The organism is Streptomyces sp. NPDC056503 (genome assembly GCF_042794995.1).
Taxonomy (GTDB): domain Bacteria; phylum Actinomycetota; class Actinomycetes; order Streptomycetales; family Streptomycetaceae; genus Streptomyces.
In genome coordinates, this window is record NZ_JBHTST010000003.1 from 1 (window position 1) to 14382 (window position 14382).

Here is a 14382-nt window from a genome sequence, read left to right on the forward strand (position 1 = left end):
GTATCGCATCGACGAAACCGCCCCGGGCCCTTCTTCGCCCGCCCGGCCCATCCGGAATGCCGCCTTGGGCGCGGTCTTCGATACTGAGGCCACTGCCGCCCCGAGGAGAGCCCAGTGGCCAACCCCGTACCCCCGCGCGACCGGACCGACCAGCCCTGGCGCTCGGAAGGGGCTCCGCCGCCTCCGTCGCCGAAGAAGCGGATGCCGGGGGGCTGGGGCAGCCTCGTCCTCACCGCCCTCGTCGTGTACCTGATCGCCAACCTCGTGCTGTCGTTCTTCAACGAGGGGGACGGGCCGACGATCTCGTACACCGAGTTCGACAAGCAGGTCGCCGCCGGGAACGTCACCAAGATCTACTCCAAGGGCGACGCCATCCAGGGGCAGCTGAAGGAGAAGCAGCCCGTGCCCGACGGCAAGGGCGACTACACCAAGTTCCAGACCCAGCGGCCCGCCTTCGCCGACGACGACCTGTGGGCGCAGCTCACCCAGCAGAAGGTCGTCGTCACCGCCGAGCCCGTGGTGCAGGAACGTTCCTTCCTCGCCAATCTACTGATCTCGCTCGCCCCGATGCTGCTCCTCGTCCTCCTCTGGGTCCTCATCGCCCGCCGGATGAGCGCCGGCATGGGCGGGGCCGGCGGGATGCTCGGCCGCAAGCAGCCGCCGAAACCCGTCGAGGTGGAGGGCGGCAAGCGGACCACCTTCGCCGACGTCGCCGGCATCGACGAGGTCGAGGGCGAGCTCAACGACGTCGTCGACTTCCTGAAGAACCCGCAGGCCTACCGCGAGATGGGCGCCAAGATGCCCCGCGGCGTCCTCCTCGCCGGCCCTCCCGGCACCGGCAAGACGCTCCTCGCGCGGGCCGTCGCGGGCGAGGCCGGGGTGCCCTTCTTCTCCGCCTCCGCCTCCGAGTTCATCGAGATGATCGTCGGCGTCGGCGCCTCCCGGGTCCGCGAGCTCTTCGCCGAGGCCCGCAAGGTCGCCCCCGCGATCATCTTCATCGACGAGATCGACACCATCGGACGGGCCCGCGGCGGCGGCTCCGGCATGGGCGGCCACGACGAGCGCGAGCAGACGCTCAACCAGATCCTCACCGAGATGGACGGCTTCACCGGCTCCGAGGGCGTCATCGTCCTCGCCGCCACCAACCGGGCCGACGTCCTCGACCCCGCCCTCACCCGCCCCGGCCGCTTCGACCGGATCGTCCACGTCAACCCGCCCGACCGCGGCGGCCGCGAGGCCATCCTCAGGATCCACACCCGGCAGATCCCGCTCGCCAAGGACGTCGACCTGGAGCAGGTCGCCCGCACCACCCCCGGCATGACCGGCGCCGAACTCGCCAACCTCGCCAACGAGGCCGCCCTCCTCGCCGTCAAGCGCGAACAGCGGTCCGTCACCCAGTCCGACCTCTCCGACGCCCTGGAGAAGGTCCAGCTCGGCGCCGAACGCCCGCTCGTCATGCCCGAGGAGGAACGCCGCCGCACCGCGTACCACGAGAGCGGCCACGCCCTGCTCGGCATGCTCCAGCCCGGCGCGGACCCGGTCCGCAAGATCACCATCGTGCCCCGCGGCCGCGCCCTCGGCGTCACCCTCTCCACCCCCGACGCCGACAAGTACGCCTACACCGAGGAGTACCTGCGCGGCCGGATCATCGGCGCCCTCGGCGGCATGGCGGCCGAGCGGGTCGTCTTCGGCGTCATCACCACCGGCGCCGAGAGCGACCTCGAACAGGTCACCAGCATCGCCCGGGGCATGGTCGGCCGCTGGGGCATGAGCGAGACCGTCGGCCGGCTCACCGCCATCCCCGGCGACGCCCAGCAGGCGTACGGCCTCTCCGCCGCCCCCGCCACCCTCGACACGGTCGACGCCGAGATGCGCCGGATCGTCGACGAGTGCTACGAGGACGCCGTACGGCTCCTGAACGAACACCGGGACAAGCTCGACGCCCTCTCCGCCGCCCTCCTCGCCAACGAGACCCTGGAGGAGGAAGCGGCCTACCGCGCCGCGGGCGTCGAGCGCCCCGACCCGAACGCCCCCGAGCCGGGCGTCGGCCCCAACCCGGAACCGCCGCCCGCTTGAGCGGCACGCCCTACGCCACGCGCGCGACCACGTAACGGAAGACGTTCGGCATCCACACCGTGCCGTCGGCCCGCCGGTACGGGGCCAGGGCCTCCTCGATCTCCTTCTCCACCTGCGAGGGGTCGGTCGCCCGCACGGCCGCGTCGAAGGCGCCGGTGGAGAGCAGGCCGCGCACCGCGCTGGCCTCGTCCGCGTACCCGAAGGGGCAGGCGACCCGGCCCGCGCCGACCGGCCGCAGCCCGGCCCGGACGGCGAGCGCGCCCAGGTCGGTACGGGGGGAGGGGCGGCGGTCGGCCAGCCGGTCCGCGAGCCGCAGCAACGGCTCCGTCGCGCACCGCTCCGGCGGCCCCCAGCCGGCCAGCACCACCGCCGTGCCCGGTTGGGCCGCCCGGGTGAGGTCGGCCGCCCCGAAGGCCGTGCGGTCGGCCGCGTGGAAGGCGGTGATCACGTCGTACGGACCGTCCTCGGGGACGTCGGGGGTGACCGTCACGGAGTCGGGGAGCCGGGTTCTGGCCAGCTCCCCGCGCGCGTGGTCCGCCTCCGCCCCGGCGGCCGAGGCGCCCCTGGCCGCCGCCATCAGCAGGGCGAGACCGGTGCCGCAGTCCAGGCCGAGCAGGCGGGTGCCGGGGCCCACGCCGAGGCGTTCGTGGACCGCCTCGTAGAGCGGGACGAGCATCCGTTCCTGGATCTCGGCCCAGTCGCGCGCGGGGTGGTGCGGGACGAGCGTAGGTGTCATGGATCAGGCCCCAATCCGTGCCGGACGACAGCCCCCCGTAGCCAGGGAACTGCGCTTCGCGTCCGGCGTCCAGTGCTCGGGCAGGACGACCGGCGACGAGTTCGGGCCAGGCCTTCGGGGCGGGGGCCGGCGGGGCGGAGGCGGGGGAGGGGGGCCGGTGCCCGAACTCGGGCACCGGCCCGGTAGTGTCCCCTCCCACACGGCCTCGGCGCGCGTGACATGACCGCGCGCCGGGGCGTATGCGCCCTGTGCACCAGCTGTGGACGCCTGGGTACCGACTGACGGGTACGTGCAAAATATTTGAGTTGCCCCGGAATGGAACCCGGAGGGGATCCGGCTCGTTGTACCCGACGTGAGCACGACACCACCTGTTCTCGCCGCAGAGCTGGCGCAGGCGTGGGCCGACATTCAGCGGCACCACCCCGAGCTGCCGGACCTCGCCGCGCCCGAGTCCCTGATCGGAGAGTCCTCGTCCGCCTGTGGCGCCGAACTCTCCTTCGAGCGACTGCTCCACGAGGCAGTCCACGGCATCGCCGCCGCCCGGGGTGTCCGTGACACCTCCCGCGCCGGCCGCTACCACAACCGCAGATTCCTCGCGATCGCCGAGGAGATGGGCCTCGACCATCCCGAGGAGCCGCACGCCAGCAGCGGCTTCTCCCTGGTCACGCTCAACCCCGAGGCGAAGCGGCGCTACCGGCCCACCATCGAGCGGCTCCAGCGCGCCCTCAAGGCCCACACCGTCGCCACGGCCGCCGACACCAAGCGCACCTTCCGCGGACCGGCCGCCCGGCACGGCTCCTCGGGCGGCGGCGTCCGCGTCAAGGCCGTCTGCGACTGCGGACGCAACGTCCGCGTGGTCCCCTCGGTGCTCGCCCAGGCCCCGATCGTGTGCGGAGGCTGCGGCAAGCCGTTCCGGATCCCCGAGACGGTGGGCGCCGCCGGCTGACCTGGCGGCGTGTGGCACAATGGTCAGCTGTACTCGACAGTCGCACAGGACCCCTCTCTCCTCCGGCTGACGCGTCCATCGGGCACCCGAGTACCGCAACCCCACGTGGCATCTCAAGTGCCCCACCACGTCAAGACCAGGAGACACCACTCCAGTGGCAGTCAAGATCAAGCTCAAGCGCCTCGGCAAGATTCGCCAGCCGCACTACCGCATCGTCGTCGCCGACTCGCGCACCCGCCGTGACGGCCGCGCGATCGAGGAGATCGGCCTCTACCACCCGACGTACAACCCGTCGCGTATCGAGGTCGACTCCGAGCGTGCGCAGTACTGGCTCTCCGTCGGCGCCCAGCCGACCGAGCCCGTCCTCGCCATCCTGAAGCTCACCGGCGACTGGCAGAAGCACAAGGGCCTCCCCGCCCCGGAGAAGCCGCTGCTCGTCCCGGCGACCAAGGAAGAGAAGCGCGCCACCTTCGACGAGTTCGCCAAGGCTCTCGAGGGCGCTGAGGACAAGGGCGAGGCCATCACCCCGAAGGCCAAGAAGGCGAAGGCGGACGAGGCCGAGGCCGAGTCCACCACCGAGGCCTGATCATGCTCGAGGAGGCTCTCGAGCACCTCGTGAAGGGCATCGTCGACAACCCCGACGACGTGCAGGTCGCCTCGCGCAACCTGCGCCGCGGCCGCGTGCTGGAGGTCCGGGTCCACCCCGACGACCTCGGCAAGGTGATCGGCCGCAACGGCCGCACCGCGCGTGCGCTGCGTACCGTCGTGGGCGCCATCGGCGGTCGTGGCATCCGTGTCGACCTCGTCGACGTGGACCAGGTCCGCTGAAAGTTTGACACCGGCACGGGCCGGGGAGGGCAGACCGCCCACCCCGGCCCGTTGCCGTACGACAGGAAGAGTTCACCAGTGCAGTTGGTAGTCGCGCGGATCGGCCGCGCCCACGGGATCAAGGGCGACGTCACCGTGGAGGTGCGCACCGACGAGCCCGAACTGCGGCTCGCCCCCGGCGCCGTCCTGCTCACCGACCCGGCCTCCACCGGACCGCTGACCATCGAGTCCGGCAAGGTGCACAGCGGCCGGCTGCTGCTGCGCTTCGAGGGCGTCCGCGACCGCACCGCCGCCGAAGCGCTCCGCAACACCCTCCTCATCGCCGAGGTCGACCCCGAGGAACTGCCCGAGGAGGAGGACGAGTACTACGACCACCAGCTCGTCGACCTCGACGTGGTCCTCGCCGACGGCACCGTCATCGGCGTGATCACCGAGATCTCCCACCTGCCCTCGCAGGACCTGTTCATCGTCGAGCGCCCCGACGGCACCGAGCTGATGATCCCCTTCGTCGAGCAGATCGTCACCGAGATCGACCTGGAGAACCAGCGGGCCCTCATCGACCCGCCGCCCGGCCTCATCGACGACCGCGCCGAGATCGCCTCCGCCCGCGACGCCGAGGAGGCGGACGAAGACGGCGAGGAGACGGACGGAGACGCCGAGGAGACGGCCGGGAAGGGTGACGGCGCATGAGGCTCGACGTCGTCACGATCTTCCCCGAGTACCTCGAACCGCTGAACGTCTCCCTCGTCGGCAAGGCACGCGCGCGCGGACAGCTCGACGTCCACGTCCACGACCTGCGGCAGTGGACCCACGACCGGCACAACACCGTCGACGACACCCCCTACGGCGGCGGTCCCGGCATGGTCATGAAGACCGAGCCCTGGGGCGAGGCCCTCGACCAGACCCTCGCCGACGGGTACGAGCACGGAGCCCACGGCCCCGTCCTCGTCGTCCCCACCCCCAGCGGCCGCCCCTTCACCCAGGAACTCGCCGTCGAGCTCTCCGAGCGGCCCTGGCTGATCTTCACCCCGGCCCGCTACGAGGGCATCGACCGCCGCGTGATGGACGAGTACGCCACCCGGATCCCGGTCTACGAGGTCTCCATCGGCGACTACGTGCTCGCCGGCGGCGAGGCCGCCGTCCTGGTGATCACCGAGGCCGTCGCCCGGCTCCTCCCCGGCGTCCTCGGCAACGCCGAGTCGCACCGCGACGACTCCTTCGCCCCCGGCGCCATGGCCAACCTGCTCGAAGGCCCCGTCTACACCAAGCCCCCGGAGTGGCGCGGCCGCGCCATCCCCGACGTGCTGGTCAGTGGCCACCACGGCAAGATCGCCCGCTGGCGCCGCGACGAGGCCTTCCGCCGCACCGCCGCCCACCGGCCCGACCTCATCGAGCGCTGCGACCCCGCCGCCTTCGACAAGAAGGACCGCGAGACCCTCTCGATCCTCGGCTGGGCCCCCGAGCCCGGCGGCCGATTTTGGCGCAGGGTCGAGGGCGTGGAAGAATAGGCGACTGCCGTCCGTCCGGCGCGCGCCCCTGCCACAGGGGGAGCCGCCCGCCATCGACCGGACGGCGTCTCCATCGATTCGTACGTCACCGCTGATGGCCTGTGGCATCGGCGAGGAAAGAGACCTCCATGGCCTCCCTGCTCGACCAGGTGAACGCGGCTTCGCTCCGCTCCGACCTGCCCGCCTTCCGTCCCGGCGACACCGTGAACGTCCACGTGCGCGTCATCGAGGGCAACCGCTCCCGTATCCAGCAGTTCAAGGGCGTCGTCATCCGCCGCCAGGGCTCCGGCGTCTCCGAGACCTTCACCGTCCGCAAGGTCTCGTTCTCCGTCGGCGTCGAGCGCACCTTCCCGGTGAACAGCCCGATCTTCGAGAAGATCGAGGTCGTGACCCGCGGTGACGTCCGTCGCGCCAAGCTCTACTACCTCCGTGAGCTGCGCGGCAAGGCCGCCAAGATCAAGGAGAAGCGCGACCGCTGAGCTTCGGCTCACCGCTCGAGCGAGGCTTCACGCTCCACGTACAGGCGGGCCGGATAGGCTCACCCCCCGATGGACACCGAAGCACAGCACACGGAGCGCGACCCCTCTTCCCCGGCGGATCCCCCAGTGGATCCCGCCGCGGACGACGGGTCGCGCTCCGTGCGCGTTTCCGGGCACTCCGGTCCCTCCTGGCGCAGGACGGGCCTGGTCGGCGCGGCCTGCGTGGTCTTCCTGCTGCTGCTCAGCCACTTCGTCGCCCAGCCGTTCCTGATCCCCAGCGGCTCCATGGAGCCCACCCTCCAGGTCGGGGACCGGATCCTCGTCAACAAACTGGCGTACCGTTTCGGCAGCGAGCCGCGCCGGGGTGACGTCGTCGTCTTCGACGGCACCGGATCCTTCGTCCAGGAGGGACCCGCGGGCAACCCCGTCACCGGACTGCTGCACGACGCGGCGGCCGCCCTCGGGCTCGCGCCGCCCGACGAGACCGACTTCGTGAAGCGGGTCGTCGGCGTCGGCGGCGACCGCGTCGTCTGCTGCGACAAGGACGGCCGCGTCACCGTCAACGGAAGCCGCGTCCAGGAGCCGTACCTCACCCCCGGCGACCGGCCCTCCGACGTCCCCTTCGACATCGTCGTCCCCCCGGGCACCCTCTGGGTGATGGGCGACCACCGCAGCCAGTCCAGCGACTCCCGCGACCACCTCGGCAGCCCCGGCGGCGGCGTGGTCCCCGTCGACCGGGTCGTCGGCCGCGCCGACTGGATCGTCTGGCCCTTCGGCCGCTGGAGCACGGTCGCCGAGACCGACGCGTACGACTCCGTACCGGCGCCCCCCGCCGGCGGACACCCCTTCGGACCTCGGGGGAGCGGACATGGGTAGCCGCGGCCGCCGGGCCGGCACCGAGACGGGCGGGGCGACGCAGGCACCGCCCCCCGGCCGCGCCGAACGCCGCAGGCTGGCCCGGAAGGTCAAGCGGCGCCGGCAGCGCTCCGCGCTCCGCGAGATCCCCATCCTCGTCGGCGTCGCCGTACTGATCGCGCTCGTGCTCAAGACCTTCCTCGTCCAGGCCTTCGTCATCCCGTCCGGCTCCATGGAGCAGACGATCCGGATCCAGGACCGGGTGCTCGTCGACAAGCTCACCCCGTGGTTCGGCTCGAAGCCGCAGCGCGGGGACGTCGTGGTCTTCAAGGACCCCGGGAACTGGCTCCACCAGGAGACCGCCCCCACCGCCGAGGACCCCATCGGGATCAAGCAGCTCAAGCAGGCGCTGACCTTCATCGGCCTGATGCCCTCGGCCGACGAGCGGGACCTCATCAAGCGGGTGATCGCGGTCGGCGGCGACACCGTCCGCTGCTGCGGCACGGACGGCCGGATCACCGTCAACGGCGTGCCGCTGGACGAGCCTTACCTCAACCCCGGCGACAAGCCGTCCGCGATCCCCTTCGAGGTGAAGGTCCCCGCAGGGCGGATCTTCGTCCTCGGCGACCACCGCTCCGACTCCGCCGACTCGCGCTACCACCTGGAGGAGCCGGGCCGGGGCACCATCGCCGAGGAGCGGATCGTGGGCCGCGCCGTGGTGATCGCCTGGCCGCTCGGACACTGGAGCGGCCTGGAGGAGCGGGAGACCTTCGCCGCCGTGCCGGACGGGCCTACGGCCTCCGGGACCGCGCTCGGCATGTCGCATAGTGTGTCCACGCGGAACGTGAACGGAATGCCCTGGCCGCCGACCCCTGCGGAACTCCTGCTCGTTATGGGAGTGGCGGGCCTGTCCCTGTTCCGGGACGGGCAGTTGCACGGAGTGAGGAGTGGATGTGGGGGAAGTGGCCGTCGGCGCACGTTCCGGACACGACGGGCCCGAGGACAGGGCCGACGGGGCCAGAGGTGAGAACGTGACGGAAGAGAACAACAGCGGCGGCGGGACCTCGCCGTCCGGCGACGAGCCCGGACGCACCGGCGGCCCGGACGGCACCGAGGGCGCGGACGGGACGGACGGCACCGACGCAACGGGCGCGCGGCCGAGGAAGCAGCGTTCCTTCTGGAAGGAACTGCCCCTCCTCATCGGCATCGCGCTGATCCTCGCCCTCCTGATCAAGACCTTCCTGGTACAGGCGTTCTCGATTCCCTCGGAATCGATGATGAACACCCTGAAGAAGGGCGACCGCGTCCTCGTCGACAAGCTGACCCCCTGGTTCGGCTCCGAGCCCGAGCGCGGCGAGGTCGTCGTCTTCCACGACCCGGGCGGCTGGCTGGAGACCGCGGAGACCCCCAAGCCGAACGCGGTCCAGAAGTTCCTCAGCTTCATCGGCCTGATGCCGTCCGCCGAGGAGAAGGACCTCATCAAGCGGGTCATCGCCGTCGGTGGCGACACCGTCTCCTGCAAGGAGGGCGGCAAGGTCGTCCTCAACGGCAAGGAACTCGACGAGACCGCCTACCTCTACCCCGGCTCCGTCCCCTGCCAGGACTCCTTCGGCCCGATCAAGGTCCCCCAGGACCGCATCTGGGTCATGGGCGACAACCGCCAGAACTCGCTCGACTCCCGCTTCCACCAGGAGCTCCCCGGCGGCGGCACCGTCGCCAACGACCAGGTCGTCGGCCGCGCCGTGGTCGTCGCCTGGCCGCTGACCCGCTGGGCGACCCTGCCGATCCCGGACGTCTTCGACCAGCCCGGGCTCGACCAGGCCGCGGCCGCCGCCCCGGCGATGGCCCCGGCGGCGGCCGGCCTCGCCGGAGCGCTCCCGCTGGTGCTCTGGCGCCGGAAGAAGCGGTCCGCACGCCATACCGCCGAGTAGCTTCGCGCGGGTAGGGTGCCGTCCCAGATCGTCGACGGACCTCTGGGGTGCACATGAGCGGAACGACCAAGAAGACCGACGGCCGCGGCCGTCTCGGCAGCGTGCTGTCGGGACTGGCCGTGGCCGTCGGCTGTCTGCTCTTCCTCGGCGGCTTCGCCGCCGGAGCCCTGCTCTACCGGCCCTACACCGTCCCCACCGGCTCCATGGCCCCCACCCTCGAGATCGGCTCCAAGGTCCTCGCCCAGCGCGTCGACGGCGACGAGATCCGACGCGGCGACATCGTCGTCTTCGAGGACCCCCTGTGGGGCGGCGCGACCATGGTCAAGCGGGTCGTCGGCATCGGCGGCGACACCGTCGCCTGCTGCGGCACCGACGGCCGCCTCACCGTCAACGGCACCCCGATCGAGGAGTCCTACCTCGGAGCCGGCTCGGGCGGCCCGGGCGGAGTCGTCCCCGAGGAGTTCGACGCCACCGTCCCCGACGGCAGCCTCTTCCTCCTCGGCGACGACCGCACCACCTCGCTCGACTCCCGCAGCCACCTGAAGGACGCGGCCCAGGGCTCCGTGCCCCGCTCCACCGTCGTCGCCCGCGTCGACTCCGTCGTCTGGCCGCTCTCCGGCGGCCTCGTCGAACGGCCGGCCGGCTTCGCCGCCCTGCCCGGCGGCGTCTCCACCCCCGGCCCCGTCGCCCTCCTGCTCACCGCCATCGGCGCCGGCGCCGCCCTCATCCTCGGCGGCGCCGCCTACGGACCGGTCGCCGCGCGGCTGGGCAAGCGCCGCAGGACCACCCCCGGGAAGGCGACGACATGACGGAGAGCGGAAACCGACGAGAGGTCCGGCAGGTCGCCCGGGTGATCCTGCTCGACCCCGACGACCGCGTCCTGCTCATGCACGGACACGAACCCGACGACCCCCGCGACACCTGGTGGTTCACCCCCGGCGGCGGCCTCGAAGGCGACGAGACCCGGGCCCAGGCCGCCCTGCGCGAACTCGCCGAGGAGACCGGCCTCACCGACGTCGAACTCGGCCCCGTCCTGTGGCGCCGCCACTGCTCCTTCCCCTTCGCCGGCCGCCGCTGGGACCAGGACGAGTGGTACTACCTCGCCCGCACCCGCCACAGCGGCCCCGTACCCGGCCCCCAGGCCCTCACCGAGCTGGAGACGCGCAGTCTCTCCGGCCTGAGATGGTGGACCTCCGCCGAACTGTCGGCGGCCCATGAGACCGTGTACCCCATCAGGCTCGCCGAGCTGCTGCGCACGCTGCTCGACGAGGGACCCCCGAGCACGCCCGTCGTTCTCCCCCCGGAAATCGTCTAGGGGCACGCCCGACTGGCGCACAATAGGGGGACGCACGGCTGAAGGGGAACATGCCATGAGCGCCGAGGACCTCGAGAAGTACGAGACCGAGATGGAGCTGAAGCTCTACCGGGAGTACCGCGACGTCGTCGGGCTGTTCAAATACGTGATCGAGACCGAGCGGCGCTTCTACCTCACCAACGACTACGAGATGCAGGTGCACTCGGTCCAGGGCGAGGTCTTCTTCGAAGTCAGCATGGCCGACGCCTGGGTCTGGGACATGTACCGGCCGGCCAGGTTCGTCAAGCAGGTCCGCGTCCTCACCTTCAAGGACGTCAACATCGAGGAGCTCAACAAGAGCGACCTCGAACTGCCCGGCAGCTGAGCTCCGCTCCTTTCACCCCCGCGAGTGACGCGGTTCCCCGGGACCACTCACTCGTCCACAGCCCCGCACACGATCAGGACCACCTCCGTCACAGTCGGTGACGGAGGTGGTCCCCATGAACGCGACCCAAGCACTCGGACGGTACGGAGAAGAACTGGCGGCCCGCCGGCTCACCGAGACCGGCCTGCACATCCTCGCCCGCAACTGGCGCCACGGCCGGGCCGGAGAGATCGACATCGTCGCCCGCGACGGCGAGACCCTCGTCATCTGCGAGGTCAAGACCCGACGGATCGGCGCCTTCGAGCACCCCATGGCCGCCGTCACCCCCCGCAAGGCCGCCCGGCTTCTGTACCTCGCCGCCTGCTGGCTCGACCACACCGGCGCCCCGCCACCCGTCGGGGGCGTCCGCGTCGACCTCATCGGCATCGTCCTCCCCCGACGCGGCGCCCCCGTCCTCACCCACGCCCGGGGGGTGGCCTGAGATGGGATTCGCCCGCACCTGCTCCGTCGCCCTCGTCGGCGTCGAAGGCGTCGTCGTCGAGGTCCAGGCCGACCTCGAACCGGGCGTCGCCGCCTTCACCCTCGTCGGCCTCCCCGACAAGAGCCTCAGCGAGAGCCGCGACCGCGTCCGCGCCGCCGTCGTCAACTCCGGCGCCGAATGGCCCCAGAAGAAACTCACCGTCGGACTCAGCCCCGCGTCCGTGCCGAAGAGCGGTTCGGGATTCGACCTCGCGGTGGCCGCGGCCGTGCTCGGCGCCGCCGAACGCATCGACCCCCGCTCCATCGCCGACCTCGTCCTCATCGGCGAACTCGGCCTCGACGGACGGGTCCGACCCGTCCGCGGCATCCTCCCCGCCGTCCTCGCCGCCGCCGACGCCGGCTACCACCAGGTCGTCGTCCCCGAGCAGACCGCGGGAGAAGCCTCGCTCGTCCCCGGCGTCTCCGTCCTCGGCGTCCGCACCCTCCGCCAGCTCATCGCCGTCCTCGCCGACGAACCCGTCCCCGACGAGGACCCCACCGAACACGGCCGGCCCGACGCCATGCTCGCCGGACTCCTCGTCCCCGGCGCCGGCATCGGCACCGGCCTCGCCCCCGACCCCGGCGAAGGGCCCGACCTCGCCGACGTCGCCGGCCAGCACACCGCCCGCCGCGCCCTGGAGATCGCCGCCGCCGGCGGCCACCACCTGCTCCTCACCGGACCACCCGGCGCGGGCAAGACCATGCTCGCCGAGCGGCTCCCCGGCATCCTCCCGCCCCTCACCCGCCAGGAATCCCTCGAAGTCACCGCCGTCCACTCCGTCGCCGGCATCCTCCCGCCCGGCGAACCCCTCGTCCGCCGCGCCCCCTACTGCGCACCCCACCACTCCGCCACCATGCAGTCCCTCGTCGGCGGCGGGAACGGCACCCCCAGGCCCGGCGCCGTCTCCCTCGCCCACCGAGGCGTCCTCTTCATGGACGAGGCCCCCGAGTTCTCCACGAAGACCCTCGACGCCCTCCGCCAACCCCTCGAATCCGGACACGTCGTCATCGCCCGCGCCGCCGGAGTCGTCCGCCTCCCGGCCCGCTTCCTCCTCGCCCTCGCCGCCAACCCCTGCCCCTGCGGCCGCCACACCCTCCACGGCGCCGGCTGCGAATGCCCTCCCTCCGTCATCCGCCGCTACCAGGCCCGCCTCTCCGGACCCCTCCTCGACCGCGTCGACCTCCGCGTCGAAGCCGAACCCGTCACCCGCGCCGACCTCCTCGGCCAAGGCGACAGAGGAGAGCCCACCGCCGTCGTCGCCGCCCGCGTCCGCGAAGCCCGCGCCCGCGCCACGGCCCGCCTCACCGGCACCCCCTGGACCCTCAACAGCGAGATCCCCGGCCACGAACTCCGCACCCGCTACCTCGCCGCCCCCGGTGCCCTCGCCCACGTCGAACGCGACATCGAACGGGGCCTCCTCACCGCCCGGGGCCTCGACCGCGTCCTCCGCGTCGCCTGGACCATCGCCGACCTCGCCGGACACGACCGCCCCGGCCACGACGACCTCGCCCACGCCCTCGAACTGCGCACCGGCATCACCCGAGGCGTCCCCCTCACCACCGGAGACCGCCGATGACCCCCCACTCGCCGGACACCGAACGCCTCGCCCGCGCCGCCCTCACCCGCATCGTCGAACCCGGCGACGAACAAGCCGGCCGAGCCCTGCGCACCCACGGAGCCGACGGACTCCTCACCCTCCTGCGCGACCCCCGGGAACCCCCCGTCCCCGGCACCGGACCCCGCCGCCTCGCCGGCTGGCGCCACCGCGCCCGCACCCTCGCGCCCGCAGCCGACCTCGACCACATCACCCGACTCGGCGGCCACTTCCTCGTCCCCGGCGACCCCGACTGGCCCACCCAGCTCGACGACCTCGGCGACACCCGCCCCCTCGGCCTCTGGACCCGGGGCCCCGCCTCCCTGCGCACCTGGGCGCTGCGCTCCGTCGCCCTCGTCGGAGCCCGCGCCTGCACCCCGTACGGCGCCCACACCGCCGCCGACCTCGCCACCGGACTCAGCCGCCACGGCTGGGTCGTCGTCTCCGGCGCCGCCTACGGCATCGACGGCGCCGCCCACCGGGGCGCCCTCGCCGCCGGCGGAGCCACCGCCGCCGTCCTCGCCAGCGGCGTCGACGCCCCCTATCCCCGCGGCCACAGCGGCCTCCTCGACCGGATCGCCGGCCAAGGCCTCCTCATCGGGGAACTCCCACCCGGCAGCCACCCCACGCCGAGCCGCTTCATCCTCCGCAACCGGGTGATCGCCGCCCTCACCCGCGGCACCGTCGTCGTCGAGGCCCGACACCGCAGCGGGTCCCTGGTCACCGCCCGGGCCGCCACCCGCCTCGGCCGCCACACCATGGGCGTCCCCGGCCCCGTCACCAGCGCCCTCTCCGCCGGAGTACACGAGCTCCTGCGCGACGGCGCCACTCTCGTGACCGACGCCGACGAGATCGTCGAACTCGTCGGAGCCATCGGCGACCTCGCCCCCGCACGACGAGGCCCCGTCCTGCCCCGCGACCTCCTCGCCCCCGCCACCGCCCAGGTCCTCGAAGCCCTCCCGGCCCACCCACCGGCCCCCACCACGGAGGTCGCCCGCCGTGCCGGGACCACCCCCGACGAGGCCCTCGCCCGGCTGTACGAACTCCACGCCCTCGGCCACGCCGAACGGGACGGCGACGGATGGAGGTTGACGAACACCGGCAAGCCGGTGTCGAACGCGCGGCGAGGCGGTCCTTGACCTGGCGCATTCGGGTGAAAAGGTGAAGTCGATGAACAACCGAGTTCTCTCGGCCGCACCAGCGGGGCCGACGCGCGCCACGGCCCCGGTT

At 72.6% G+C, this 14382-nt stretch carries 17 protein-coding genes; 16 read left to right on the top strand and 1 reads right to left on the bottom strand.

Annotation, left to right across the window (positions count from 1 at the left end):
* Positions 1-114 precede the first annotated feature (114 nt).
* A complete protein-coding gene (gene ftsH, locus ACFQ8C_RS01340) occupies positions 115-2076 on the top strand; it encodes an ATP-dependent zinc metalloprotease FtsH (RefSeq protein WP_383450949.1) in 1962 nt (653 codons plus the stop codon).
* Between the two features lie 10 nt (positions 2077-2086).
* Here the strand turns inward: ftsH and ACFQ8C_RS01345 are convergent, their stop codons facing one another.
* On the bottom strand, positions 2087-2812 hold the full coding sequence (locus ACFQ8C_RS01345; RefSeq protein ID WP_383450952.1) for a methyltransferase type 11: 726 nt from the start codon (positions 2810-2812) through the stop codon (positions 2087-2089).
* Positions 2813-3164: 352 nt separating this feature from the next.
* Between ACFQ8C_RS01345 and ACFQ8C_RS01350 the strand changes: the two genes are divergently transcribed.
* The 15 genes from ACFQ8C_RS01350 to dprA all read left to right on the top strand — a co-directional run bounded on the left by ACFQ8C_RS01350 (position 3165) and on the right by dprA (position 14291).
* Positions 3165-3758, top strand: coding sequence for a hypothetical protein (locus ACFQ8C_RS01350; protein WP_383450954.1), 594 nt, complete (start codon positions 3165-3167; stop codon positions 3756-3758).
* 154 nt (positions 3759-3912) lie between these two features.
* Positions 3913-4344, top strand: coding sequence for a 30S ribosomal protein S16 (gene rpsP / locus ACFQ8C_RS01355; RefSeq protein ID WP_383450955.1), 432 nt, complete (start codon positions 3913-3915; stop codon positions 4342-4344).
* A 2-nt stretch (positions 4345-4346) separates the two neighbouring features.
* Complete coding sequence (locus ACFQ8C_RS01360; protein WP_005311361.1) at positions 4347-4586, top strand: RNA-binding protein; 240 nt, start codon at positions 4347-4349, stop codon at positions 4584-4586.
* A 78-nt stretch (positions 4587-4664) separates the two neighbouring features.
* Positions 4665-5276 carry a ribosome maturation factor RimM gene (rimM, locus tag ACFQ8C_RS01365; RefSeq protein ID WP_383450956.1) on the top strand — a complete coding sequence of 204 codons (612 nt, stop codon included), beginning with the start codon at positions 4665-4667 and terminating at the stop codon, positions 5274-5276.
* The gene (gene trmD / locus ACFQ8C_RS01370; RefSeq protein WP_383450959.1) at positions 5273-6094 is read left to right on the top strand and encodes a tRNA (guanosine(37)-N1)-methyltransferase TrmD; all 822 of its coding nucleotides are present in this window, start codon (positions 5273-5275) and stop codon (positions 6092-6094) included. Before rimM ends, trmD begins: the two co-directional genes overlap by 4 nt.
* Before the next feature lie 128 nt (positions 6095-6222).
* Positions 6223-6573: a 50S ribosomal protein L19 gene (gene rplS, locus ACFQ8C_RS01375; protein ID WP_043229374.1), complete on the top strand. Its 351-nt coding sequence runs from the start codon at positions 6223-6225 to the stop codon at positions 6571-6573.
* 69 nt (positions 6574-6642) lie between these two features.
* Positions 6643-7449, top strand: a complete 807-nt coding sequence (gene lepB, locus ACFQ8C_RS01380; RefSeq protein WP_383450962.1) for a signal peptidase I — start codon at positions 6643-6645, stop codon at positions 7447-7449.
* Positions 7442-8455, top strand: coding sequence for a signal peptidase I (gene lepB, locus ACFQ8C_RS01385; RefSeq protein ID WP_383450965.1), 1014 nt, complete (start codon positions 7442-7444; stop codon positions 8453-8455). The genes lepB (ACFQ8C_RS01380) and lepB (ACFQ8C_RS01385) overlap by 8 nt, the downstream gene beginning before the upstream one ends.
* The gene (lepB, locus tag ACFQ8C_RS01390) at positions 8391-9359 is read left to right on the top strand and encodes a signal peptidase I (RefSeq protein ID WP_383450968.1); all 969 of its coding nucleotides are present in this window, start codon (positions 8391-8393) and stop codon (positions 9357-9359) included. Before lepB (ACFQ8C_RS01385) ends, lepB (ACFQ8C_RS01390) begins: the two co-directional genes overlap by 65 nt.
* 53 nt (positions 9360-9412) lie before the next feature.
* Positions 9413-10168 (top strand): signal peptidase I, encoded by a 756-nt coding sequence (lepB, locus tag ACFQ8C_RS01395; RefSeq protein ID WP_383450970.1) that lies wholly within the window; start codon positions 9413-9415, stop codon positions 10166-10168.
* On the top strand, positions 10165-10674 hold the full coding sequence (locus ACFQ8C_RS01400) for an NUDIX hydrolase (RefSeq protein ID WP_383450972.1): 510 nt from the start codon (positions 10165-10167) through the stop codon (positions 10672-10674). The genes lepB (ACFQ8C_RS01395) and ACFQ8C_RS01400 overlap by 4 nt, the downstream gene beginning before the upstream one ends.
* A gap of 55 nt (positions 10675-10729) precedes the next feature.
* Positions 10730-11038, top strand: a complete 309-nt coding sequence (locus tag ACFQ8C_RS01405) for a DUF2469 domain-containing protein (RefSeq protein WP_005311352.1) — start codon at positions 10730-10732, stop codon at positions 11036-11038.
* A gap of 115 nt (positions 11039-11153) precedes the next feature.
* Positions 11154-11519: a YraN family protein gene (locus ACFQ8C_RS01410; protein ID WP_383450974.1), complete on the top strand. Its 366-nt coding sequence runs from the start codon at positions 11154-11156 to the stop codon at positions 11517-11519.
* A 1-nt stretch (position 11520) separates the two neighbouring features.
* Entirely contained in the window at positions 11521-13134 is a 1614-nt protein-coding gene (locus ACFQ8C_RS01415) for a YifB family Mg chelatase-like AAA ATPase (RefSeq protein ID WP_383450977.1), read from the top strand.
* On the top strand, positions 13131-14291 hold the full coding sequence (gene dprA / locus ACFQ8C_RS01420) for a DNA-processing protein DprA (protein WP_383450980.1): 1161 nt from the start codon (positions 13131-13133) through the stop codon (positions 14289-14291). Before ACFQ8C_RS01415 ends, dprA begins: the two co-directional genes overlap by 4 nt.
* Positions 14292-14382 lie beyond the last annotated feature (91 nt).

Coding starts and splice junctions, on each gene's coding strand:
- ACFQ8C_RS01345 (WP_383450952.1), bottom strand. CDS start 2,812: ATGACACCTACGCTCGTCCCGCACCACCCCGCGCGCGACTGGGCCGAG.
- ACFQ8C_RS01360 (WP_005311361.1), top strand. CDS start 4,347: ATGCTCGAGGAGGCTCTCGAGCACCTCGTGAAGGGCATCGTCGACAAC.
- trmD (WP_383450959.1), top strand. CDS start 5,273: ATGAGGCTCGACGTCGTCACGATCTTCCCCGAGTACCTCGAACCGCTG.
- rplS (WP_043229374.1), top strand. CDS start 6,223: ATGGCCTCCCTGCTCGACCAGGTGAACGCGGCTTCGCTCCGCTCCGAC.
- lepB (WP_383450962.1), top strand. CDS start 6,643: ATGGACACCGAAGCACAGCACACGGAGCGCGACCCCTCTTCCCCGGCG.
- lepB (WP_383450965.1), top strand. CDS start 7,442: ATGGGTAGCCGCGGCCGCCGGGCCGGCACCGAGACGGGCGGGGCGACG.
- lepB (WP_383450970.1), top strand. CDS start 9,413: ATGAGCGGAACGACCAAGAAGACCGACGGCCGCGGCCGTCTCGGCAGC.
- ACFQ8C_RS01400 (WP_383450972.1), top strand. CDS start 10,165: ATGACGGAGAGCGGAAACCGACGAGAGGTCCGGCAGGTCGCCCGGGTG.
- ACFQ8C_RS01405 (WP_005311352.1), top strand. CDS start 10,730: ATGAGCGCCGAGGACCTCGAGAAGTACGAGACCGAGATGGAGCTGAAG.
- ACFQ8C_RS01410 (WP_383450974.1), top strand. CDS start 11,154: ATGAACGCGACCCAAGCACTCGGACGGTACGGAGAAGAACTGGCGGCC.
- ACFQ8C_RS01415 (WP_383450977.1), top strand. CDS start 11,521: ATGGGATTCGCCCGCACCTGCTCCGTCGCCCTCGTCGGCGTCGAAGGC.
- dprA (WP_383450980.1), top strand. CDS start 13,131: ATGACCCCCCACTCGCCGGACACCGAACGCCTCGCCCGCGCCGCCCTC.